The 20,321-nt window shown below is 67.1% G+C and carries 22 protein-coding genes; 13 read left to right on the plus strand and 9 right to left on the minus strand.

The annotated features are described in order from the left end of the window. Positions 1–37: 37 nt before the first annotated feature. From F614_RS13985 to F614_RS0109720, 3 genes are all read right to left on the minus strand, one after another. A complete protein-coding gene (locus F614_RS13985; RefSeq protein WP_038035519.1) occupies positions 38–520 on the minus strand; it encodes a hypothetical protein in 483 nt (160 codons plus the stop codon). Between the two features lie 443 nt (positions 521–963). After that, positions 964–1,803, minus strand: a complete 840-nt coding sequence (locus F614_RS0109715) for a hypothetical protein (RefSeq protein WP_019558781.1) — start codon at positions 1,801–1,803, stop codon at positions 964–966. Positions 1,804–1,805: 2 nt separating this feature from the next. Continuing rightward, positions 1,806–3,917, minus strand: a complete 2,112-nt coding sequence (locus tag F614_RS0109720) for a molybdopterin-dependent oxidoreductase (protein WP_019558782.1) — start codon at positions 3,915–3,917, stop codon at positions 1,806–1,808. A 180-nt stretch (positions 3,918–4,097) separates the two neighbouring features. Here F614_RS0109720 and F614_RS0109725 point away from each other — a divergent pair, with 180 nt between their 5' ends. Together F614_RS0109725 and F614_RS0109730 are read left to right on the plus strand one after the other, a co-directional pair. Continuing rightward, a complete protein-coding gene (locus F614_RS0109725) occupies positions 4,098–4,415 on the plus strand; it encodes a nucleotide pyrophosphohydrolase (RefSeq protein WP_019558783.1) in 318 nt (105 codons plus the stop codon). Positions 4,416–4,628: 213 nt separating this feature from the next. Next, the gene (locus F614_RS0109730; protein WP_018878058.1) at positions 4,629–4,997 is read left to right on the plus strand and encodes a rhodanese-like domain-containing protein; all 369 of its coding nucleotides are present in this window, start codon (positions 4,629–4,631) and stop codon (positions 4,995–4,997) included. 77 nt (positions 4,998–5,074) lie between these two features. Here the strand turns inward: F614_RS0109730 and F614_RS0109735 are convergent, their stop codons facing one another. Next, entirely contained in the window at positions 5,075–5,281 is a 207-nt protein-coding gene (locus tag F614_RS0109735) for a hypothetical protein (protein ID WP_019558784.1), read from the minus strand. Between the two features lie 199 nt (positions 5,282–5,480). Between F614_RS0109735 and F614_RS0109740 the strand changes: the two genes are divergently transcribed. The 3 genes from F614_RS0109740 to F614_RS15085 all read left to right on the plus strand — a co-directional run bounded on the left by F614_RS0109740 (position 5,481) and on the right by F614_RS15085 (position 9,360). After that, positions 5,481–6,029: a glutathione peroxidase gene (locus F614_RS0109740; protein ID WP_018881276.1), complete on the plus strand. Its 549-nt coding sequence runs from the start codon at positions 5,481–5,483 to the stop codon at positions 6,027–6,029. Positions 6,030–6,274: 245 nt separating this feature from the next. Then, the gene (gene katG, locus F614_RS0109745; protein ID WP_019558785.1) at positions 6,275–8,455 is read left to right on the plus strand and encodes a catalase/peroxidase HPI; all 2,181 of its coding nucleotides are present in this window, start codon (positions 6,275–6,277) and stop codon (positions 8,453–8,455) included. Between the two features lie 581 nt (positions 8,456–9,036). Then, positions 9,037–9,360: a hypothetical protein gene (locus F614_RS15085; RefSeq protein WP_018867940.1), complete on the plus strand. Its 324-nt coding sequence runs from the start codon at positions 9,037–9,039 to the stop codon at positions 9,358–9,360. Positions 9,361–9,598: 238 nt separating this feature from the next. Here F614_RS15085 and F614_RS0109755 read toward each other — a convergent pair whose 3' ends face one another. Together F614_RS0109755 and corA are read right to left on the minus strand one after the other, a co-directional pair. Then, a complete protein-coding gene (locus tag F614_RS0109755) occupies positions 9,599–9,967 on the minus strand; it encodes a nucleotide pyrophosphohydrolase (RefSeq protein WP_018867941.1) in 369 nt (122 codons plus the stop codon). Positions 9,968–10,289: 322 nt separating this feature from the next. Further along, positions 10,290–11,372, minus strand: a complete 1,083-nt coding sequence (gene corA, locus F614_RS0109760) for a magnesium/cobalt transporter CorA (RefSeq protein ID WP_019558786.1) — start codon at positions 11,370–11,372, stop codon at positions 10,290–10,292. A gap of 182 nt (positions 11,373–11,554) precedes the next feature. Between corA and F614_RS0109765 the strand changes: the two genes are divergently transcribed. Both F614_RS0109765 and F614_RS0109770 read left to right on the plus strand, forming a co-directional pair. Further along, positions 11,555–12,040: a universal stress protein gene (locus F614_RS0109765; RefSeq protein ID WP_019558787.1), complete on the plus strand. Its 486-nt coding sequence runs from the start codon at positions 11,555–11,557 to the stop codon at positions 12,038–12,040. A gap of 16 nt (positions 12,041–12,056) precedes the next feature. Further along, positions 12,057–12,311 carry a Smr/MutS family protein gene (locus F614_RS0109770; protein ID WP_018867944.1) on the plus strand — a complete coding sequence of 85 codons (255 nt, stop codon included), beginning with the start codon at positions 12,057–12,059 and terminating at the stop codon, positions 12,309–12,311. A gap of 105 nt (positions 12,312–12,416) precedes the next feature. Here the strand turns inward: F614_RS0109770 and F614_RS0109775 are convergent, their stop codons facing one another. After that, positions 12,417–13,379: a patatin-like phospholipase family protein gene (locus F614_RS0109775; protein WP_018879780.1), complete on the minus strand. Its 963-nt coding sequence runs from the start codon at positions 13,377–13,379 to the stop codon at positions 12,417–12,419. Between the two features lie 203 nt (positions 13,380–13,582). Continuing rightward, positions 13,583–14,020: a hypothetical protein gene (locus tag F614_RS0109780; RefSeq protein ID WP_018882867.1), complete on the minus strand. Its 438-nt coding sequence runs from the start codon at positions 14,018–14,020 to the stop codon at positions 13,583–13,585. Between the two features lie 116 nt (positions 14,021–14,136). On the opposite strand from F614_RS0109780, the gene F614_RS0109785 reads away from it, so the two are divergent. The 3 genes from F614_RS0109785 (at position 14,137) to F614_RS0109795 (ending at position 15,317) form a co-directional block, all read left to right on the plus strand. Next, entirely contained in the window at positions 14,137–14,613 is a 477-nt protein-coding gene (locus F614_RS0109785; protein WP_018878052.1) for a YbhB/YbcL family Raf kinase inhibitor-like protein, read from the plus strand. Positions 14,614–14,805: 192 nt separating this feature from the next. Beyond that, positions 14,806–15,066, plus strand: a complete 261-nt coding sequence (locus tag F614_RS0109790; protein WP_018146344.1) for a type II toxin-antitoxin system Phd/YefM family antitoxin — start codon at positions 14,806–14,808, stop codon at positions 15,064–15,066. Then, entirely contained in the window at positions 15,063–15,317 is a 255-nt protein-coding gene (locus F614_RS0109795; RefSeq protein WP_018882869.1) for a type II toxin-antitoxin system mRNA interferase toxin, RelE/StbE family, read from the plus strand. The genes F614_RS0109790 and F614_RS0109795 overlap by 4 nt, the downstream gene beginning before the upstream one ends. Positions 15,318–15,533: 216 nt before the next feature. Here F614_RS0109795 and F614_RS0109800 read toward each other — a convergent pair whose 3' ends face one another. Continuing rightward, complete coding sequence (locus F614_RS0109800) at positions 15,534–16,466, minus strand: carbohydrate kinase family protein (protein WP_018876421.1); 933 nt, start codon at positions 16,464–16,466, stop codon at positions 15,534–15,536. A gap of 393 nt (positions 16,467–16,859) precedes the next feature. Between F614_RS0109800 and F614_RS14905 the strand changes: the two genes are divergently transcribed. From F614_RS14905 to F614_RS0109815, 3 genes are read left to right on the plus strand one after another with little or no spacing between them, the layout of a single operon-like run. Then, complete coding sequence (locus F614_RS14905; RefSeq protein WP_019558788.1) at positions 16,860–17,018, plus strand: hypothetical protein; 159 nt, start codon at positions 16,860–16,862, stop codon at positions 17,016–17,018. Then, positions 17,015–17,749: an ABC transporter ATP-binding protein gene (locus F614_RS0109810; RefSeq protein ID WP_026329844.1), complete on the plus strand. Its 735-nt coding sequence runs from the start codon at positions 17,015–17,017 to the stop codon at positions 17,747–17,749. The genes F614_RS14905 and F614_RS0109810 overlap by 4 nt, the downstream gene beginning before the upstream one ends. A 15-nt stretch (positions 17,750–17,764) precedes the next feature. After that, positions 17,765–20,125, plus strand: coding sequence for an ABC transporter permease (locus F614_RS0109815; RefSeq protein WP_019558790.1), 2,361 nt, complete (start codon positions 17,765–17,767; stop codon positions 20,123–20,125). The last annotated feature ends 196 nt before the right edge of the window (positions 20,126–20,321 follow it).

A 20,321-nucleotide genomic window follows, 5' to 3' on the forward strand; every position in this document is an offset into this window, starting at 1 on the left:
CCCTTGTGGCAGTGTGTGAGCGCGAACCCGTCGGGCCCTACTCGGTGTCGCTCCGGGGTGAGCTGCCCGGATTCCATTCCGCCTGCATCGCGAACAGATCGACCAGTGCCCGGGCATTCGGATCGTCACAGCCGTGTTGGTCGATGCGCCGCTTCACCTGGGCCTGGATGTCTTCCTGGCCGCGAAGCAGGGTCGCCGCGATCTGCTCTTGGGTGGCTTCGGGGTGCTGGTCCTCCAGCGCCATGACGGAGCGCAGGTAGACCATCTGCTGATTAGCCAGAAACGCGATCATCTGATCCTCTTCGACTTCCGTGCAGCGCATGGCGGCCGTACCGGCGGCGACGAATTGACTCAGGATGGTCAGGATCTCGGGTGGTTCATCGGCCTCAGCCGGGGCCATCAGCCCCAGCAAGAGCAACCATCCGAGCGTTGCGGCCCCGATGGTCGAAGCGCAAAGGCGGTGCGATCGCGTACACGAGGCAAGGCCCGGGCGGGCCGAATTGCGGCGGGTCTTCTTCATCGTTTCCCTCCCTGGAAACATTGCCAACACCCTTGATCGGGTGTGCCCCTAATCTAGGGAAATGCGGATTAATGTGCACGCACGCGCTCGAGTCGCTTTTGCGTGCGAACAAGGCGCGGTGACTGCCGTGCAGTCATTCTGCACAAAGGAGCCGCAACGCCGTGCGCGCTCAAAAGCGGCCGAGCCCCTGCTTTCAATGGTTTGTGGGGTTGGCACCCCAGGTTCCCCGATCCTGCGTTGCGCCGCTTACGGGTAGAACCACTACCCGCTACGCGACGCGCCTTGTCTCGGAAAACCTGGGGTGCCAACGCGTGCGTGCACATTAATCCGCATTTCCCTAGATGCCCGCTGCGGGCCTGTCACCCCTTGGGTTGCCCGCGTGCTGATGGGGGGTATGGGGGCGGACAGGTTGCCCCGGCCAGGCCGGGCGCGGGCTGCCGACGCTACAGCGTGTGGCCGGTCAGGTGCTGGTAGAGGGCGAAGCCGGCGTCCCGATCCTGGCAGCGCAGGATGGCGGCGCGGCCCGGGGTGGACGGGTCCGGCTGCAGATTCACGCCGGCTGCCTCGGCGGCTCGGAAGTCGGCGTCCCGCAGTTCGATCTCGCCGAATACCGAGATGACGAAGCCGCCGGGGATCGGCGGGGGCGGGGTGAACGGTTCGCCGTCTGCCAGCGCCACCCAGGCCGGGATGAAGGCCGGGCCGTAGAAGTCAAAGAAGCCGTTGGAGCCGCGCAGGTGGGCCTCGATCGGTCGCTCGCCAATCAGCTCGATGTTGCAGATGCCGCTGTATCCGGTCAGGTTGCGCCGCACCCAGTCGGCGATCCACGGCTCAACCTCGGGCACGGCGGCGCCGATCTCCCAGTAGATCGGACGTGCGGCGTCCTTCTCGTCCGAGCCGCGGGTGTGGGCGAACCAGCGCACCTCGCCGTTCTCCACCAGGCAGTCGGTGCTGGTGTGGGCGCCCTCCAGGCGCTGGCACCAGAAGCTGCCGGGCTCGGCCGGCCCCTCGCCAGCGGGCAGGGCACGCGCATCCAGCCCCATGCCGGCGAGGTTGGTGATCGGCTTCACGAACACCGTGTCCGCCGCGTCCAGCCCCAGGTCCGTGGGCGCGACCCCGCAGGGCGCGGCGGTCAGGCCCGCATCCAGGGCCAGGCGCAGCTTGTCGTAGACATGGCGATGCGCGGGATTCAGCCGCCAGGCGGCGGCGTCCGACACCGCCACCTCGCGGCGCGGCTGCGGCCGGAAGAGGTGCCGGCGCTCGGGCAGAACACCAACGAAGGGCACGATCAGCCCGCCTCCGGAAGGCGTTGCTCGTGCCCGGCGTGCAGGCGTTCCACCTCGCACAGCAGCGACTTGAACGCGGGGAAGCCGCTGATCGGGTCGAGGTTGCGGTCGTCGGTCAGTTCGTTGACGTTGGCATGGTTCCAGCCGTGCTGGCAGTGCGCCACGCCGGGCTTGATGCGGTCGGTGACCTTCGCCACGAAGGCGACCCGCCCGCGCGGCGAGCGCACCTCCACGGTGTCGCCATCGGTGATGCCGCGCGCCGCGGCGTCCTCCGGGTGCAGCTCCACCAGCGGCTCCGGCATCGCCCGGCGCATGCGCTCCAGGTACTGGTGCTGCGAGTGGGTGGCGTGCTTGTGGCGCGCGCCGCTGGTCAGCACCAGCGGATAGTCGCGCGCCAGCTCCGGCGTGGACAGCGGGCTCTCGGCCGGCTCGCGCCAGACCGGCAGGCCGTCGTGCCCGGCCCCGCGCAGCTCGGCGGCGTCGAACTCCACCTTGCCGCTGACCGTGCGGAAGCCGTGCAGGCGGTACTGGCGGTCGCCCTCCTCGAAGCCGTGCTCGACCATGTCGTCCAGCGCCTTGGCGAACACGGTCACGCCGTCCGGGTCGTTGTACACCTGCTCGCGGATGGTCTCGGGGATGCCTGCGGCGGCCTCGGCCCAGCTCGCCTCCAGATCGCCGTTCCAGAACTGGTCCGCCATCCCCAGGCGCACGCCCAGCTCCAGGAACACCTCACCGTCGGCGCGCGCCTCGCCGCGCGGGGCCACGGCCCGGTGGCGATAGCGCAGCTCGCCGCGGAAGTTGCAGCCGGGATAGGCGATCAGCGCCGGGCGCTCCAGACTGGTGGCGGCCGGCAGCACGATGTCCGCCATGCGCGTGGCCGGGTTGTGGAAGAAGTCCGACACGGCGAAGGAATCGAGCGCGCCCAGTGCCTCCTCCATGCGCTTCGAGTTCGGCCACATCGCGGTGTTGATGCCCATCGCCAGCAGCGAATGCACCCGCTGCGGCCGACCGTCCAAGATCGCGTCCGGCAGCAGCATGCTCTGCGCCGCCGGCCAGTGGGCCGTCCACACCGGGAAGGTCTCGTCGCCGATACGCGGTGGCAGGTTCTGTTTGCAGTGGTCGAACAGGTCGATCGGCTGCGGCGTGACCTTGTCGTTGAAGAAGCGGTTGCCGCCCTCGCGGTCGATGTTGCCGGTGACCGCCGCCAGCAGGGTCACCGCGCGGTGATTCTGGAAGCCGTTGGAATGCTGCACGGTGGCGGTGGGCGAGAGCATGATCTGCGCCGGGGCGCGGGTCGCGTAGAGCTCGGCGGCACGCTTCAGGTCGGCCGCGTCGATGCCGCAGATCGCTGCCACCCGCTGCGGGGGGAATCCGGCCACGTATTCGCGAAAGGCCTCCACCCCGTTGCCCCATTCGTCGAGGAAGGCCTGGTCCTGCCAGCCGTGTTCGAAGATCAGGTGGTGCATGCCCAGCGCCAGCGCCCCGTCCGTACCCGGGCGGATCTGCAGATGCACCTCGGCCTGCTCCGCCAGCGGGGTCACGCGCGGGTCCACGACCACGGTGGCGCAGCCGGGGCGCGCCGCGGCCAGCGCGTGCTGGTGGAATGGCGGGATGGACCCGCGCGGGTTGGTGGACCAAACCAGCAGGCAGCGGGTCGCATCCGAGGCCACGGTGGAGGAGGTCTTGATCTTGGTGCCGAAGGTCACTTCCTCCGCCACCTTGGTGGCGGAGAAGCAGCAGCCGCTCTCGGTCAGGTAGTTGGGCGAGCCGAAGGCATGCGCCAGGCGCTGCAGCTGCGGGCGCGCCTCCTTGGTATAGCCGGCGAAGAACGCGGCCGCCGGGGCGCCGTGCTCCTCGCGGGTCGCGCGCAGGCGCTCGGCGATGGTGTCCAGTGCCTCGTCCCAGGAGATGCGCTCGAACTCGCCGCTGCCGCGCGGTCCGGTGCGCCGCAGCGGGTACAGCAGACGTTCGGGATGGTTGCGCCGATCCAGCTGGACGTAGCAGCGCGGACAGTCGGGGCCGTCGATCTTCACCGGCTCGCCAGCGTTGTCCAGGGTCACGTCGATCGCGCAGTTGGCGTCGCACTCGTAACAGGTACTTTTTACACTCGCCATCGGGCGATGTTCCTTGTTCCGCGGGCAGTCCCGGTTGCTGAAGGCCGATTATGCCGGTAGCCGGCGAGCACTCGTGAACAACGCCTGGAATCGCGGGGCCACCGCTGTATGGGGCGGTACGCCTGGCGTTGGTTGAGGGTACGATGCGACCCGGGCGGCGATCGATATCAAGGGGGCGCGATGAAAGGGGAATCGGACGGCGCACAGGGGCTGGAGGAACTCGCCCGGCAACTGGAGTCGTTCGTCGAGGCGCGCGACCGGGTACGGTTCAATTCGCCCAAGAACCTTTCCATGGCACTGGCGGGCGAGGTCGGCGAACTGATCGAACACTTCCAGTGGCTGACTCAGGAACAGTCCAGCCACCTGTCCGCCGAGACCCACGAGGCGGCGCGCCAGGAGATCGCGGACGTCCAGATCTACCTCCTGTTGCTGGCCCGAAAGCTCGATATCGATCTGCTGCGGGCGGCCCGCGACAGGCTGCAGACCAGTCCCCGCTAATACCCGAATCGGTAGTGCTACCCCCCCCAGCCGGGATGATGAGCTGTCCCGGGCCGCAGCCAGCTTTGGCAGGGGCTTCGCCTGCGAGCAGGCTCCTACAAAGGGGTGGGGCATGCTTTTTGTCTTTCGCGGGGGTGGGGCCAAGGCGTTTCGCGGGGGTGGGTGGGGCTATGCTCGGGGTGGGTACAGGCATCCGGACAGGAGGTGATCGCGATGGATTGGAGCCAGTGGCGACCGTTCGGCCGCGTGCCGGAGATGAGTCCGGAGGACCTGGCGCGGGCGCTGGAAAACGCCGAGGTGCAGTTGCTGGATGTGCGTACCGGGGTCGAGCACCGTCGGAGCCGCATCCCGGGTGCCCGCCATCTCCCGATCACGCGGTTCTCCGAGGCGGCGCTGTCCGGCCTGGAGCTGGATCGCGGACGCCCCGTGGTGGCCATCTGCCTCAGTGCACACCGCAGTATCCCGGCCGTACGCAAGCTGCGGGCGCACGGCTACGATGCCCGTCAGCTTCAGGGTGGCATGTTCGCCTGGTGGCGGGCCGGGCTGCCGTGCGAACGAGGCCGCACGGACGCCGGGGAATGAAGGCCGTCCGGCGCGGCCCTTCCGGTCAGGAACCGCATTTCAGTTCCGTTCGCTGCGGGCGGCCGACCCCGGACACTTCAATCGGCGTCGTCATCGTCCTGCTTGCCGCCCGGGGTGACGGCGCGTCCCACCGCCCCGGCGGTCTTGCCGGTGGCCTTTGCGGTTCCGGTGGTGACACTGACAGCGGCGCTCCCGGCAGTGCCGGCAACCTTCACGGCGGTGCAGCCAGTCGCCAGCGGCAGGATGACGGCAAGCAGCAGGAGCGGGCGGGCGTAGACAATCATCGGCGGAAGCCCTTGTTGATGGTTGCCCACAAGGGTACGCACGACATGCCCGCAAGGCCATGGCCGGCGCGGACAGGCGCTTCGGCCCGGCGGCTGTGCGACGGCATCGCGATCCCGGCCTGGCCGTGACCAACCGGCCTTCCGCAGAACCCGAAGGCACGCCGGTGGTCTGACCGTGGAGGCCCCGTGGAGATGTGTCATGTCCCGTTTCGCGCCCCTGTTCGCCTCCCTGTTGCTGGTGCTGCCGATGGCCTGTGCAAGCGCCACGGAGCCGAATACCGAAGCCCTGTTCCATCACGAGCTGGGTCGCCTGCATTCGTCTGAAGTGATCAACCTGCAGGAACGTTTCCAGGGGCATCCGCTGCTGATCATCAACACGGCCAGCCATTGCGGTTACACCGACCAGTTCGGCGGTCTGGAGCAGTTGCACCAGGACTACCGGGACCGGGGGCTGAAGGTGGTCGGCTTCCCTTCCCATGACTTCAATCAGGAGGCCGACGACGAGGCCGAGACCGCCCGGGTGTGCTTCGAGAACTTTGGCGTCACCTTCGACATGTTCAGGCCGATTGGCGTGCGTGGCGCGGATGCCCATCCGATCTTCCGCGAGCTGGCGCGCCAGGCCGACGCCCCGCGCTGGAACTTCTACAAGTACGTGGTGGACCGGGAGGGCCGGGTGGTCGCGCATTTCCCCAGCCAGGCGGGCCCCGGTTCCGCCGAGCTGCGCCGCGCGATCGAGAGCATCCTGTAGCCGCACGCGCTGTGCACTCGCCCGTGGATCGATAGTGACGGGCTATCGCGATCATGGTGAATCTCAACTGGCACCAATGACTCGGGCGGCCTACCTTCAGGGGTACACAAACAGCACGCCGTTCTCCGGCTGCAGCCGGGAAGAGGCGGAGAAGGCGTGCGGTCCCCCACGGAAGCCGGCCATCACGAAAGGATAGTGGCTTCCCGAACACGAACACGCTCTACGCAGCGAACAAGGAGAAGGATATGGGTGAGCATCAGAACATGGGCAAGTGCCCGGTCATGCACGGCGGCGAGACGGCCGCGGGTCACTCGGTGATGGACTGGTGGCCGGAATCGCTGAATCTGGACATCCTGCATCAGCATGACCGCAAGACGAACCCGATGGGCGAGGACTTCGACTACCGGGAAGAGGTGAAGAAGCTCGACTTCGAGGCCCTGAAAAAGGACATGCACGCGCTGCTGACCGAGAGCCAGGCGTGGTGGCCGGCCGACTGGGGACACTACGGCGGGCTGATGATCCGCATGTCCTGGCACGCGGCGGGTACCTACCGGATCGCCGATGGCCGGGGTGGCGGCGGCACCGGCAACCAGCGCTTCGCGCCGATCAACAGCTGGCCGGACAACGCCAGCCTGGACAAGGCGCGCCGCCTGCTCTGGCCGATCAAGAAGAAGTACGGCAACAAGATCAGCTGGGCCGACCTGATCATCCTGGCCGGCAACGTGGCCTACGAGAACATGGGCCTGAAGACCTTCGGCTTTTCCTTCGGCCGCGAGGATATCTGGCACCCCGAGAAGGACACCTACTGGGGCGCGGAGAAGGAGTGGCTGGCGCCTTCCGACGAGCGCTACGGCGACGTCGAAAAGCCCGACACCATGGAGAACCCGCTGGCGGCCGTCCAGATGGGTCTGATCTATGTGAACCCGGAAGGCGTCAACGGCAAGCCCGACCCGCTGAAGACCGGCGAACAGGTACGCGAGACCTTCGCCCGCATGGCGATGAACGACGAGGAGACCGCGGCGCTGACCGCCGGCGGTCACACCGTGGGCAAGTGCCACGGCAACGGCGATGCCGGCGCGCTGGGCCCGGAACCGGAAGGGGCCAATGTCGAGGAACAGGGCTTCGGCTGGAAGAACCCCAACATGCAGGGAAAGGCCACCAACGCCATCACCTCCGGCATCGAAGGCGCCTGGACCAAGAACCCGACCCAGTTCGACATGGGCTATTTCGAGGCCTTGCTCGACCACGAGTGGGAGCTCAAGAAGAGCCCGGCCGGGGCCTGGCAGTGGGAGCCGGTGGACATGAAGGAGGAGGACAAGCCGGTCGATGCCACGGACCCCTCCATCCGCCATAACCCGATCATGACTGATGCGGACATGGCGATGAAGATGGATCCCGTCTACCGCAAGTACATGGACGCCTTCCGCAAGGACCCCGAGTACTTCAAGGATTGCTTCGCCCGCGCCTGGTTCAAGCTGATCCACCGCGATATGGGCCCGAAGACCCGCTACATCGGGCCGGACGCGCCGCAGGAGGACCTGATCTGGCAGGACCCGGTGCCGGCCGGCAACACGGACTATTCCGTGGAGGCCGCCAAAAAGAAGATCGCCGCGAGCGGGCTGAGTATCGCCGAGATGGTCGCGACCGCCTGGGACAGCGCCCGTACCTTCCGTGGCTCCGACATGCGCGGTGGCGCCAACGGCGCCCGCATCCGCCTGGCGCCGCAGAAGGACTGGGAAGGCAACGAGCCCGAGCGCCTGGCCCGCGTGCTCAAGGTCTACGAGCAGCTCTCCGCCGAGACCGGCGCGAGCGTGGCCGACCTGATCGTGCTGGGTGGCAGCGTGGGCATCGAGCAGGCGGCCCGGGCGGCCGGTCACGATGTCCTGGTGCCGTTCATCCCGGGCCGGGGTGACGCCAGCGCCGAGATGACCGACGCCGACTCCTTCGAACCGCTGGAGCCGCTGGCCGATGGCTTCCGCAACTGGCTGAAGAAGGACTACGTGGTCAAGCCGGAAGAGATGCTGCTCGACCGCGCCCAGCTGATGGGCCTGACCGCGCCGGAGATGACCGTGCTGATTGGCGGTATGCGCGTGCTGGGTACCAACCATGGTGGTAGCAAGCATGGCGTGTTCACCGACCGTGAGGGCCAGTTGACGAACGACTTCTTCGTCAACCTGACCGACATGGCCTACGCCTGGCAGCCCGCGGGCAACGGCGTGTACGAGGTGCGCGATCGCCAGGGCGATCAGGTGAAGTGGACCGCCAGCCGCATCGACCTGGTGTTCGGCTCCAACTCCATCCTGCGCAGCTACGCCGAGGTCTACGCCCAGGACGACAACCAGGAGAAGTTCGTGAAGGACTTCATCACGGCCTGGACCAAGGTGATGAACGCCGACCGCTTCGACCTGGAGCAGTTCCAGCAGTAAGCACGGCCCGAGCCGGGCGGTTCGCCCGGTTCAGATCCATAGGCGCCCGGGGTTTTCCCCGGGCGCTTTTTTTGTTGCGCAGGGTGGAACCTCTCGGCGTAGGCCCTGACGCCCGCCGGATCCGGCGCCCGGGCTGTCCCGGGAGATCGCCACGTCGCTGCGCTCCTCGCGATCACGGTGCTTCACTGGCCGTCATCGCGAGCTCCCGCGGGGGCTGCGGCCATCCGCAGGTCGTCCCGGGCTCCGGCCGGCATGATCGAGGGTTTGCTGCGGAAGGCGGCCTGCAGCAGAAACTCCGGTCAGCGGCCCACTCTGGCGGACGCGTGATCTCGTGCTCCAGAACGGCGGTGTAGCGTCCTGACCGGGTCGTTCCAGCCCATGTGTCGTTTTGCGTCATTGCGGGTGGATGGCGTGTCCGCGCCTGCGCGAGAAGTGGATCACGGCGTTTGGCAGAAACGAGACCTTCGTTGCCGGATGTCGTTCTGGCATTCCGCTTGCTGTTCCTTCAGTGCAGTCAATTGAACGCCAGCATGGCCTTGATCGATTGACTGCAATTCGATCCAATCCTGAAGGAGAAACGCATGATGTCGACTTTCCAGAAAACTGCGATCGCGATGGTCCTGGGTTCCATGTTTGCGCTGGGCGGCCTCGGTGCCGCGCAGGCCCAGACGGGTGGAGATGCCGGCGCGGGCGCCGATACCGGAGCCCCTGAAGCCGGTGCTGGCGCTGAAGGCGGTGCGGGTGCGCCCGAAGGTGGCGCGGGCGCCGGCGGCGGTGCGCCGCAAGGCGGAGCCGGCGCGGGTGGTGGCGGCAGCATGGGCGGAGGTGCCGAGGCGGGCGCCGGCCCCATGGATGATGACGACGACGAAGACGAAGATGACGACGAAGGGGCCCCTGACTGGTAAGCCCCACTCCCTCGCCAAGCCGGGCACCCCGCCCGGCTGGCTTCTTTCACGTTCGAACACCCGGCTTGAAACCCGTTCTGGTCGGAGTCCGCAAGCGATCGGGTCTGGCTCACCGCAGGGCCCGCACTCCGAAGGCCTGTGCCCACCCCGGCTTTGCTGAGGCCAAGAGAACCGTGGAGACTCCCGCCAGGGAGATACTTTCCGCGATCTGAAATGGATCGTTGGCCCGGCCTGTGGATTACAGGTCCGAGTATTTGCGGGCGTTGCCGCGGGCCTTGTGTACCGGGTATTTGCGGATGTTGATCTCCAGCTTGTCGCGGGCCGCTTGCAGAAGGTCGATATCGAGCTTGCGGGCCAGCAGCAGGAGGTAGATCTGGACGTCCGCGATCTCCTGGCGTACCGCCTCGTGGGTCTCGGGGGACAGGTGTCGCGACTGTTCCTGGGTCAGCCACTGGAAGTGTTCGATCAGTTCGCCGACCTCGCCCGCCAGCGCCATCGACAGATTCTTGGGCGAGTGGAACTGGGCCCAGTCACGTTCCGCGACGAAGGCCTCCACCCGGGCGGTCAGTTCGTCCAGTTCCGGTGTGCCGCTCGATGGGACGTCCATGGATCCTCCGTTCGGTCGGTGCCGCTGCGTTGCCGGCATCGTAGCGGAGTCTGCGGCTGGACGTAATCGCGGCTGCGCGGTGCTAGCTGTGATCTCTCAACAGGTTGTCGCTTGGGGCGCGGCCATGCTCGGAAGGGCAGGGGCAGGCTTCCGGCGGAACGAGCAAAGATCCTGTGTTATGCCTTCCGATCTTCATGGCTTCCTGTGAATCGCTTTTGGCAGTTCGCGCGTCGGGGTTTCGGTCTGGAGATCGCCACGGCCGCTTTGCGGCCTCGCGATGACGGGAAGGGGGGAGCGGCGCCGCGATGTTGGGGCGGGGACGTTATAGCCAGCCGCGGCGGCGGAAGAGGTAGAGCATGCCGAGGACGACGGCGAGCATAAAGCCGAGCAGTACGGGGTAGCCGTAGTAGGTGTAGAGCTCGGGCATGGACCAGGGGCTGTCCGGGTTGTCGAAGTTCATGCCGTAGATGCCGACCAGGAAGGTCAGCGGGATGAAGATGGTGGCGATGATGGTGAGTACGCGCATCACGTCGTTGGAGCGCTGGTTGATCGCGGACATATAGGCCTCGATCAGGGTGGCGGCCATCTCGCGGTAGGACTCCAGCAGATCCATGATCTGGATCGTGTGGTCGTGGGCGTCGCGCAGGTACGGGAAGAGCTCCGGGGTGAAAGGCTCCATGTCGTCGCGCATCAGACGGGCGATTACATCGCGCGTGGGCCAGAGCTGGCGGCGCAGCACGAGGAGTTCGCGGCGCAGGATATGGATCTCGTTGAGGGTTTGGCGGTCGGGTTGTTCGAGGACGGTTTCCTCCAGCGTTTCCAGGCGTTCGCTGATGTGCTCCAGTACCGGGAAGGCCTGGTCGATGACGGTGTCCATCAGGGCATAGGCGAGGTAGGCGGCCCCCAGGCGATTGAAGTTGCGGTTGGCGCCGCGCATGCGTTCGCGGACCGGGCCGAAGGGGTCATGCTCGCCGCTGTGAATACTGATGACCAGGCGGGTATTCACCACGAACACATTGACCTGGTCGAGTTCGATGTTGCCGTTGTGATGGCGCGGCTGGCGCAGGATGGCGACCAACTGCTCCTCGAAGAAGTCCACCTTGGGGCGCTGGCCCTGGTGGCGTACATCTTCCAGCGCCAGCGGGTGCAGGTCGAAGGCCTCGCCCAGATCGTGCAGCTGACGCGGACTGGGCGCGCCCTGCAGGTGCAGCCAGACCAGGCCAGCCTCGTGCGGTTGTGCGCCCTCGCGCAGGGTGCGCTGCGGGTCGAGTTCGACGAGCTGTTCGCGGTGGTAGTGCCAGGCGGAGACGACCGCGTCGCCCGTGTGCGGGTGTTCGGTGGCGTGGACCCCATGGCCGGGGGCGGCGCCGGGCTTGAGGTAGGTCTTTTCGAACAGGCGGGTCATCGCGGATTCCGGGCGGATTGTTGTCCCCAGTATAGGGGGCTGGAATGGGGTGCGCGCGGGGGGCGAGTCTGGCAGTCTGGTCGGCGACTGAACGGCCCGGAGCGGGCCGGGTCCCACGGGGGAGAAGCGCAAGTGTGTACCTTAATCAGTGTTTCCCTGGCGGCGTTTCCAAGGAGTGCGGTATGGAATTGAAGACCATGTTGGTGCCAGTGGATGGTTCTGCCAATGCGTGGCGCGCGGTGGAGGTTGCCGCGGACCTGGCGGCCAAGTATCACGCCCGAGTGGTGCTGGCCAGCGTGCTGCTGCAGGGCGAGGTGCCGCCGCATATCCGAAAACTCTCCGATCTTCCGGACCCGGATGATCCGCCCCTGGCGATGGGCGGCGCGGCGGTCGGCTCCGCGGTGCCGCCAAAGGTGCTGCGGGATATCGCCAGAAAGCTGGTGGAGCAGGCGCACGAATACTTCACCGAACTGGGCGTGACCGACATCGAGCACCATATCGAGGATGGCTCTCCGGCCAAGGTGATCCTGCAGCAGGCCGAGTACCACGACGTGGACATGGTGGTGATGGGTTCGCGCGGGCTGGGTGGCCTGCAGGGGCTGCTGTCCGGCAGCGTGTCGCACAAGGTGCAGCAGCTTGCCCGCTGCATCGTGGTGACGGTGAACTGAGCCCGGCTTTGTTGCGATGTCGCGGTTATCGGTCGATCTGCACGAGTGCTTTCGCAATGGCCGCCGGATCGACGCCGAGCTCAACGGTGCGATCGAGCAGGCCTGCGATAAGCGCATCAAGACGGTAGAGATTATCCACGGGAAGGGCAGCGGGCAGTTGAAGAAGCGCGTGCTGCGTTTCCTGCAGCAGCCGGAGATCAAGGCCCGCTACCACCGTGTGGAGAAGGACTCGAAGAACCACGGCCGGCTGTTCGTGCATTTCAAGCACTGAGCAGGCCGTTCCCTCTTTTCCGCTGTAGGAGGCCAGCCCTCTGGCCGATGGGTTGTGCCGGCGCTGGATCGGCCAGAGGGCTGGCCTCCTACAGGGGGTAGGGGCTTACGGCTTTTTGCCGCCCAGCTTGCGCTCGGCGAGTGCGTAGCCGAGGTCGATCATCTCGGCGGCGCGGTGGAAGTCGAACACGCCGCAGGCGTTGACCGGGACCTCGATCAGGTGCTCCGGGTTGTAGGCGGCGATGCGAAAGCGCGCGATGGTGCCCTGCATGGCCTCGATGGAGTGGGAGACGATGTCGATCAGCCCCAGTGCGCGGGCCTCCTGTTCGCGGCTCAGACTGGGGTCGGTCTCGCCCAGGCCCAGCTTGTCCTGCCAGTCCTGCAGCCAGGTGCCGACCCGGTCGGGCAGGGCCTCGGCCAGGCGGTGATTCAGCAGGCCCCGGCTATCTGGTGCGCCCACGTGCGAGTCGGAAGTCCCGGTGCGTTCGGGGCGGATCAGTTCTTCGCCGACGCGGCCATTCAGGCTGACCGCCAGGGTGATGTCGGTGTCGTCGTTCAGGGTCGGCGCGATCGGGACCGGGTTCAGCAGGCCACCATCCACCAGCAGCCGCCCCTTGTGGCGCACCGGGGTGAACACGGTGGGGATGGCAATGGACGCCCGGATGGCGTCGAACAGGGAACCGGTGTTCAGCCAGACCTCGCGTTCGCGCTCGATGTCGGTGGCCACGGCGGTAAACGAGATCGGCAGCTGTTCGATGTCGGTGTCGCCGAGCATGGCGCGCAGCTTCTCGATCAGGCGGTCGCCGCGAATCAGGCCAGCGCCGCGAAAGGAGAAATCCAGCAGCCGCCAGACATCCTGGCGGCGCAAGGTTTTCACCCAGTCCTCGTAGGCGTCCAGCTGGCCGGCCGCGTAGATGCCGCCGACGACCGCGCCCATGGAAGCGCCCGCGATGGAGCGGATCTGGTAGTCCGAGTGTTCCTCCAGCCAGCGGATCACGCCGATCTGCGCCAGGCCGCGGGCGCCGCCGCTGCCAAGGACCAGGGAGATGGACTGGGGCTTTCGCGTCATGGTGGCCGCCCTGCCTGTCTGGGGTGTTGGGGGGAACGCGCCGATCGCTTCGCGGAGCTGCTGTTACCGGTTTTCCTTGAGGATATGTTGGGGGTGTGACGGGATTTTTCCAGCGTAGAGGCCTGGTTCCAACGAATGGGTCTCACGGCAGGGGGTTCGCCTGCAAGCAGGCTCCTATAGGGGGTGGTGTGCGGCGATGGGGGCTATTCGGGGGAGCGGTTCGGGTCCAGGAGGTGATCGTGCAGGGCCTGGGCGGCTTCGCCGGCAGGTTCTTCCACCCGCAGCTGCCAGACGTGGGCCGGGTGATCCGGTGACCATTCGCTGAAGACTACCAGCCCGGTGTACGGGCCGCGCCCGCGGATGGTGCCCAGCGTCAGGCGGCCTTCGGTATCGCCGAACAGGTGCACCTCGAACTCGGCGGCGGGCGGCGGCAGCCTCCAGTGTCCATCGCGGCCGGTCTCGCGGAAGGCTTCGTCGGAGGGTTCGGCGTCGTCGCCGAAGTGGCGGCGCAGCAGCGGTACCGACAGTCGGTGCGGGAGGCCCAGTACGGTCTCGATGCCGCTGCGGCCGTGGTCCACCGCCTGGGCGGCGGACTCCAGCGGGTCGCGTGGGGCCAGCCATTTCTGCAGAAGTTTGCGCATGCCGGGATGATCCGCATGCCGGCGCCGGTCTGCAAGCGGAGGTGGTCGCGTGACGGCTTGGAGGGGTGCGGCTGTAGGCGTTACCGTGCGGGCAGGTTACTCAAAAGGAGCCAGTCATGGGTTTTGCACTGTCCGAGATGCAGCTGTCGAGTTCCGCGTTCGGCCCCGGCCAGCCGATCCCCAAACGCCATAGCGGGGAGGGCGAGGACACCTCGCCGGCGCTGCAGTGGCACGGCGTGCCGCAGGGTACCCAGTCGCTGGCGGTGATCTGCCACGACCCGGATGCGCCGCTGATCCAGCCGGGCACTTATGGCTTTGTGCACTGGGTGCTGTACAACCTGCCGCCGGATCTGGATGGCCTGTCCGAGGCAACCGATCTGGGCGCGACGGGCCAGACGGATTTTGGTCGCACCGGCTATGGCGGGCCGATGCCGCCCGAGGGCCACGGCAAGCATCACTACTTCTTCTGGCTGCTGGCGTTGGACGCCGACCTGCAGCTACCGCCGGGGTTGACCCTGTGGCAGTTCCTGGAACACGCCGAGCCCCACGTGATCGGCATGAATCGCCTGGTGGGTACCTATCAGCGGGGCTGAGGCCTTGTAGGAATGTCTTGTGGGAGCCGGCTCGCCGGCGAAGCCCCTGCCAGAGTCGGAAGCGAGCAGGGGCATTCGCGTGCAAGCACGCTCCCACAGGGGCCCTATCTGCTTGTGACGGTTCGGTCTTGACCGGGTGGGGCGGCGGGCGCACGATATGTACCACTTTATGTACGTTTCGGGTAACTGGCGATGACGACGCTGACGGCTACCGAGGCCCGCAAGGGTCTGTTTGACCTGATCAAGGGCGTGAACGAACAGCACGCGATCTACCACATCCGGCATCGCAACGGCGATGCGGTGCTGATGTCGGAAGACGAGTACGCCAGCCTGATCGAGACCCTGGAACTGCTCTCGGAACCCGGCTTCCGGCAGGAATTCGAGCAGGGCCGCCGCGAGGCGGATGAGGGCGATACGCTGGGATTCGAGGAGGTGTTCGGGGAGAAGCAGTGACCTGGACCATTCGGTTTACCCGTCAAGCCGAGAAGGACTTGCGGCGTCTGACGCCGAAGCTGCGTGACAAGGTGAAGCAGATCCTGCGCAACCGGGTGGCGGTCGACCCGTACTGTGGCAAGGCGCTGGTTGGTGATCTGCGCGGATACTACTCCCTGAGGATCAGCTACAAGGACCGTCTGCTGTACACGATTCGGGACGAGCAGTTTTTGGTGATCGTGATCCGGGCGCGTACGCATTACGGCGAATAGCCTTGTAGGAATGTCTTGTGGGAGCCGGCTCGCCGGCGAAGCCCTGCCAGAGTCGGGCGCGGGCAGGGGCTTCGCGTGCAAGCACGCTCCCACGGGGCACGCTCCCACGGGGGCAGGGGGCGGAGCGGATGCCATCCACAAAAAAGGCCCGGCCGAGGAAACTCGGGCCGGGCCTTTTGCGTTCCCGGGCGGGTGCCCGGGGCGGCGTGAGGTCGCTTAGTAGCGGTAGCCGAAGGCCTTTTCGAACTTGTCGGCGAACTCGTCGGCGGTGAAGTGGTGGTTCTGGGTGCCGGAGTGGGCGATCTTGATCGAGCCGATCAGCGAGGCGATGCGGCCGGTGGTCTCCCAATCAAAGCCCTTTTCCAGGCCGAACAGGATGCCGGCGCGGTAGGAGTCGCCACAGCCGGTCGGGTCCTTGATTGCGGCCGGCTCGACCGACGGGATGGTGATCTTCTTGCCGCCGGTGTAGATGTCGGAGCCGTCGCCGCCACGGGTGACGATCATCGCGTCCACCATCTCCGCCAGCTGTTCCATGCTCATGCCGGTGCGATCGGCGGTCAGCTGCGCCTCGTAGTCGTTGAACGCGGCGTAGGTGGCGTTCTCCATGAAGCGCTTCAGGTCGTCGCCGTCGAACATCGGCAGGCCCTGGCCCGGGTCGAACATGAACGGGATGCCGGCGTCGGCAAACTGCTGGGCGTGCTCGATCATGCCGTCACGGCCGTCCGGGGAGACGATGCCGACCTTGATGCCGTCGGCGTCGGTGACCTTCTGCTGGTGCGAGAAGCCCATCGCGCCCGGATGGAAGGCGGTGATCTGGTTGTCGTCCTGGTCGGTGGTGATGAAGGCCTGACCGGTGTAGGTGTCCCGTAGCTCCTTCACGAACTTGCGCGAGATACCGTGCTTGTCCATCCAGTCGGCGTAGGGGGCGAAGTCGCCACCCACGGTGGCCATCACGGTCGGGTCCGCGCCCAGCAGCTTCATGTTGTAGGCGATGTTGCCGGCGCAGCCGCCGAACTCGCGACGCATGTCCGGGACCAGGAAGGACACGTTCAGCATGTGCACCTTGTCCGGGAGGATGTGGTTCTTGAAGCGGTCGGGGAACACCATGATGGTGTCGTAGGCCATGGACCCACAGATCAGAGCGGACATGTTGACTCCTTGCGTTGTTGAAACGGGTTGGCGTGGCGTCCAAAAAAGACGGCACAGCGGCCTGGCGGCGCGCGATTTCGGGGTTCGCTGCGCGCCCGCAACAGGCCGGACGGTGCGCATAGGGTAAATATTTGGGCGCAAAACAACAAATCGGGTACTCGCGCGACGTCGTTCGTACCACCGTCATCGCGAGTCGCGAAGCTCTCGCTCCCGTCATTGCGAGGAGCCGAAGGCGACGTGGCAATCGGCCAAAGTTGTCTGCACGCAGGAACAGGCGGCTTCGGATGGAGATCGCCACGTCGCTTCGCGACTCGCGATGACGGGAGCGGGGCAGCGCCGCGCCGAAGGCTTTGTGGCAGCATGGAGCTATTGCCGCGAGCGAGGGCCTGTCCGATGAAACCACGCGTCCTGATCCCGATCCTGATTATTCTGCTGTTGCTGCTGAGCCTGTGGTCCATGAGCCTGGATGGCGAGGGCGGCATCCTGCCGAGCGCACCCGAGCCGGGGACTTCGGCGCCGCCGACCACGCATCTGGTAGCCGCTCCCGCATGAGCGCGTCACCGGCCCCTGCGGCTACGCAGGAGGTGATCTTTCGCGCGGCGGGGGTGACGAAGGTCTACCGCATGGGCGAGGTGACCATCCACGCCCTGCGCGGGGTGGACCTGGAGCTGTACACCGCCGAACTGGTGGTGATGCTGGGGGCCTCGGGCTCCGGCAAGTCGACGCTGCTGAACATCATGGGCGGGCTGGATACCGCGACCGAGGGCGAGGTGCGCTACCGCGACCAGGATCTGGCGCAGGCCTCCGAGCGCACGCTGACGGCCTTTCGCCGTGACCATGTCGGCTTCGTGTTCCAGTTCTACAACCTGATCGCCAGCCTGACCGCGCGCGAGAACGTGGCGATCGTCACCGAGATCTCGCGCGACCCCATGCCGCCGGAGGAGGCGTTGGCGCTGGTCGGGCTGGAGGACCGCATGGACCACTTCCCCTCGCAGCTCTCCGGCGGCGAGCAGCAGCGGGTGGCCATTGCCCGCGCGATCGCCAAGCAGCCGGCCGTGCTGCTGTGCGACGAGCCGACCGGTGCGCTGGACTCGAAGACCGGCATCCGCGTGCTGGAGGCCTTGCAGCACATCAACGAGCGCCTGGACACGACGGTGGCGATCATCACCCACAACGCGGTGATCGGCGAGATGGCGGACCGGGTGATCCACCTGAGCGATGGGCGCGTGAGCGAGATCCACGAAAATGCCACGCGCCAGTCCCCGGCCGAGCTCCACTGGTAGCGACCGCGGCCGACCATGCGCGCCCTGAACCGCAAGATCCTGCGTGATCTCGGTCACCTGAAGGGACAGGCGGCGGCGATCGCGCTGGTGATCGCCAGCGGCGTGATGACGCTGGTGATCGCCGTGACCAGCCTCGATGCTCTCACGATCACCAAGGACCGCTTCTACTCGGAATACCAGTTCGCCGACGTGTTCGCGGAGATCAAGCGCGCGCCGGAGAGCGCGGTGGAACGCTTTCGGGATACGCCGGGGATCAACCAGATCGAGACCCGGGTGCGGGCCCCGGTGCGCCTGGAGGTCGCCGATTTTGACGATCCCATCCGGGGCACCGTGCTCTCCATACCCGACGGAGGCGAGCCACTGCTGAACCGGCTCTACCTGCGCGAGGGGCGGCTGCCGGAGGCCGGTCGCGAGCGCGAGGCGGTCGTCAGCGAGGCCTTCGCGGAGGCCCACGAGCTGCGGGCCGGCGACTCCCTGCGCGCGATTATCGACGGGCGCCTGACCGATCTGCAGATCAGCGGCATCGCGCTGTCGCCGGAGTTTGTCTATCAGATCAGCCCCACCGACCTGCTGCCGGACTACGAGCGCTACGGCATCCTGTGGATGAACCGCCGCGCGCTGGCCGCCGCCTACGGCATGGAGGGAGCATTCAACTCGGTGGCCGTGAGCCTGGAGGCAGGCGCGGATCCGGCCCCCGTGATCGAGGCGATGGACCGGGAACTGGCGCGTTACGGCGGCATGGGGGCCTATGGCCGCGACGATCAGTTCTCGCACCGCTTTCTGTCCGAGGAGCTGACCCAGCTGCGGGCGCAGGCGGCGATCCTGCCGACCATCTTCCTGGCCGTTGCGGCCTTCCTGCTGAACGTCGTCGTCGGCCGCATCATCCGTTCCCAGCGCGAGCCGATCGCCGTGCTCAAGGCCTTCGGCTACGGCAACGGCGCGATCACCGGGCACTACGCCCTGCTGACCGGCGGCATCGTGCTGGTGGGCTGTGCGCTGGGGCTCGCATTCGGGGCCTGGGCCGCGCAGGGGCTGGCCGGGATCTACGCAGAATACTTCCGCTTCCCGGAGATGAGCTTTCGCCTGCAGGGCTGGGTGATGGTGCTGGCCGTGGGCGTGGCCATGGGCGCGGCCATGCTCGGCACCTTCCGCGCGGTCTGGCAGGCGGTGCGCATGCAGCCGGCCGAGGCCATGCGTCCGCCGGCCCCGGAGCGCTTTCACCGCGGCTGGCTGGAGCGCTCGGCGGCCTGGGGCGCGTTTGACCAGCCGACCCGGATCATCCTGCGCAACCTCGCGCGCCACCGGCTCAAGTCCGTGCTGTCGGTGATCGGCATCGGCCTGTCCGGCGGTCTGCTGCTGATGGGCGCCTACCAGCTGAACGCGGTGACCCAGATGCTGGACACCCAGTACGGCCAGGTGCTGCAGATGGATATCGACCTGCAGTTCACCGACCCGGTGCCGGCGCGCGCGGCCGGCGAGCTGCGTCACGAGCCGGGCGTACTGGCGGTGGAGACCTTCCGCGCGGTACCGGTGCGGCTGATCGGCGTGAACCGCGAGGAGCGCGTGCGCCTGCTGGGCCTGGATGCCGAGCCGCGCCTGCGGCAACTGCCGATGGGCGGCGGGCGCGGCCGACTGCCCGACGAGGGCATCCTGCTGACCGACTACCTGGCCGAACAGCTCGGGCTGCGCGTGGGCGACCCGGTGGAGGTAGAGATCCTGGAAGGCCGTCGCCGCACGGTCACGGTGCCGCTGGCCGGTGTGGTAGAGGAACCCATCGGTGTCGGCGCCTATATGTACCGCCCGGCGCTGAACCGCCTGATCGGCGAGGGTCCGGCGGTCTCCGGTGCCTGGCTGCTGACCGACCGCGCACAGGAGGATGCGCTGTTCCGCAGCCTGTCCGACCGCCCGCGGGTCGCCAGCGTCGGGCTGATCGCGGAGGCCGAGAGCAACATCCGCCAGTACATCGGCGAGACCGTCATCGTGTTCGCGATGGTGTTCGTCGCGCTGGCCGTGTCTATCGCCTTTGCCGTGACCTACAACAACGCGCGCATCACCTATGCCGAGCGCGCTCGCGACCTGGCCACGCTGGAGGTGCTGGGCTACTCGCGCGGTCAGGTGAGCTGGATCCTGCTCGGCGAGATCGCGGTGCTGACCCTGGCCGCGATCCCGGTCGCCTGGCTGACCGGAACCGGGTTCGCCTGGTTGCTGAATCAGGCCTTTGCGATGGACCTGTTCCGCGTGCCGCTGGTGATCACGCCGCAGGCCTACGGCTTCGCCGCCCTCGGCATCCTGGTCGCGGCCAGTCTGACCGCCTTCCTTGCGTGGCGGCGCCTGCAGCAGCTCGACCGCGTACAGGCCCTGAAGGCGGCGGAGTAGCCCTCGGCAGCCTTTGGGGGCTTCGCCCGGCCGCCTGCCTCGTAGTAGCTGATCCTGGTTCGGCATCGGGTGTTTACGTTGGCTTTGGTCCGCCGCCTGCCCGGCGCTGACTCGCCAGCGCGCCGCGAGGTACTTCTTTGCTCGTGCAAAGAAGTACCCAAGAAACACGCCCGACTGCCGCGACCCCGGCCCGCTG

The organism is Thioalkalivibrio sp. ALE12, from assembly GCF_000381105.1.
Lineage (GTDB): Bacteria > Pseudomonadota > Gammaproteobacteria > Ectothiorhodospirales > Ectothiorhodospiraceae > Thioalkalivibrio.

Excerpts from the sequence above, each read along its gene's own strand:
- F614_RS13985 (WP_038035519.1), bottom strand. The coding sequence starts at position 520 with ATGAAGAAGACCCGCCGCAATTCGGCCCGCCCGGGCCTTGCCTCGTGT.
- F614_RS0109720 (WP_019558782.1), bottom strand. The coding sequence starts at position 3,917 with ATGGCGAGTGTAAAAAGTACCTGTTACGAGTGCGACGCCAACTGCGCG.
- F614_RS0109725 (WP_019558783.1), top strand. The coding sequence starts at position 4,098 with ATGAAAGGGGAATCGGACGGCGCACAGGGGCTGGAGGAACTCGCCCGG.
- F614_RS0109730 (WP_018878058.1), top strand. The coding sequence starts at position 4,629 with ATGGATTGGAGCCAGTGGCGACCGTTCGGCCGCGTGCCGGAGATGAGT.
- F614_RS0109735 (WP_019558784.1), bottom strand. The coding sequence starts at position 5,281 with ATGATTGTCTACGCCCGCCCGCTCCTGCTGCTTGCCGTCATCCTGCCG.
- F614_RS0109740 (WP_018881276.1), top strand. The coding sequence starts at position 5,481 with ATGTCCCGTTTCGCGCCCCTGTTCGCCTCCCTGTTGCTGGTGCTGCCG.
- katG (WP_019558785.1), top strand. The coding sequence starts at position 6,275 with ATGGGTGAGCATCAGAACATGGGCAAGTGCCCGGTCATGCACGGCGGC.
- F614_RS15085 (WP_018867940.1), top strand. The coding sequence starts at position 9,037 with ATGATGTCGACTTTCCAGAAAACTGCGATCGCGATGGTCCTGGGTTCC.
- F614_RS0109755 (WP_018867941.1), bottom strand. The coding sequence starts at position 9,967 with ATGGACGTCCCATCGAGCGGCACACCGGAACTGGACGAACTGACCGCC.
- corA (WP_019558786.1), bottom strand. The coding sequence starts at position 11,372 with ATGACCCGCCTGTTCGAAAAGACCTACCTCAAGCCCGGCGCCGCCCCC.
- F614_RS0109765 (WP_019558787.1), top strand. The coding sequence starts at position 11,555 with ATGGAATTGAAGACCATGTTGGTGCCAGTGGATGGTTCTGCCAATGCG.
- F614_RS0109770 (WP_018867944.1), top strand. The coding sequence starts at position 12,057 with ATGTCGCGGTTATCGGTCGATCTGCACGAGTGCTTTCGCAATGGCCGC.
- F614_RS0109775 (WP_018879780.1), bottom strand. The coding sequence starts at position 13,379 with ATGACGCGAAAGCCCCAGTCCATCTCCCTGGTCCTTGGCAGCGGCGGC.
- F614_RS0109780 (WP_018882867.1), bottom strand. The coding sequence starts at position 14,020 with ATGCGCAAACTTCTGCAGAAATGGCTGGCCCCACGCGACCCGCTGGAG.
- F614_RS0109785 (WP_018878052.1), top strand. The coding sequence starts at position 14,137 with ATGGGTTTTGCACTGTCCGAGATGCAGCTGTCGAGTTCCGCGTTCGGC.
- F614_RS0109790 (WP_018146344.1), top strand. The coding sequence starts at position 14,806 with ATGACGACGCTGACGGCTACCGAGGCCCGCAAGGGTCTGTTTGACCTG.
- F614_RS0109800 (WP_018876421.1), bottom strand. The coding sequence starts at position 16,466 with ATGTCCGCTCTGATCTGTGGGTCCATGGCCTACGACACCATCATGGTG.
- F614_RS14905 (WP_019558788.1), top strand. The coding sequence starts at position 16,860 with ATGAAACCACGCGTCCTGATCCCGATCCTGATTATTCTGCTGTTGCTG.
- F614_RS0109810 (WP_026329844.1), top strand. The coding sequence starts at position 17,015 with ATGAGCGCGTCACCGGCCCCTGCGGCTACGCAGGAGGTGATCTTTCGC.
- F614_RS0109815 (WP_019558790.1), top strand. The coding sequence starts at position 17,765 with ATGCGCGCCCTGAACCGCAAGATCCTGCGTGATCTCGGTCACCTGAAG.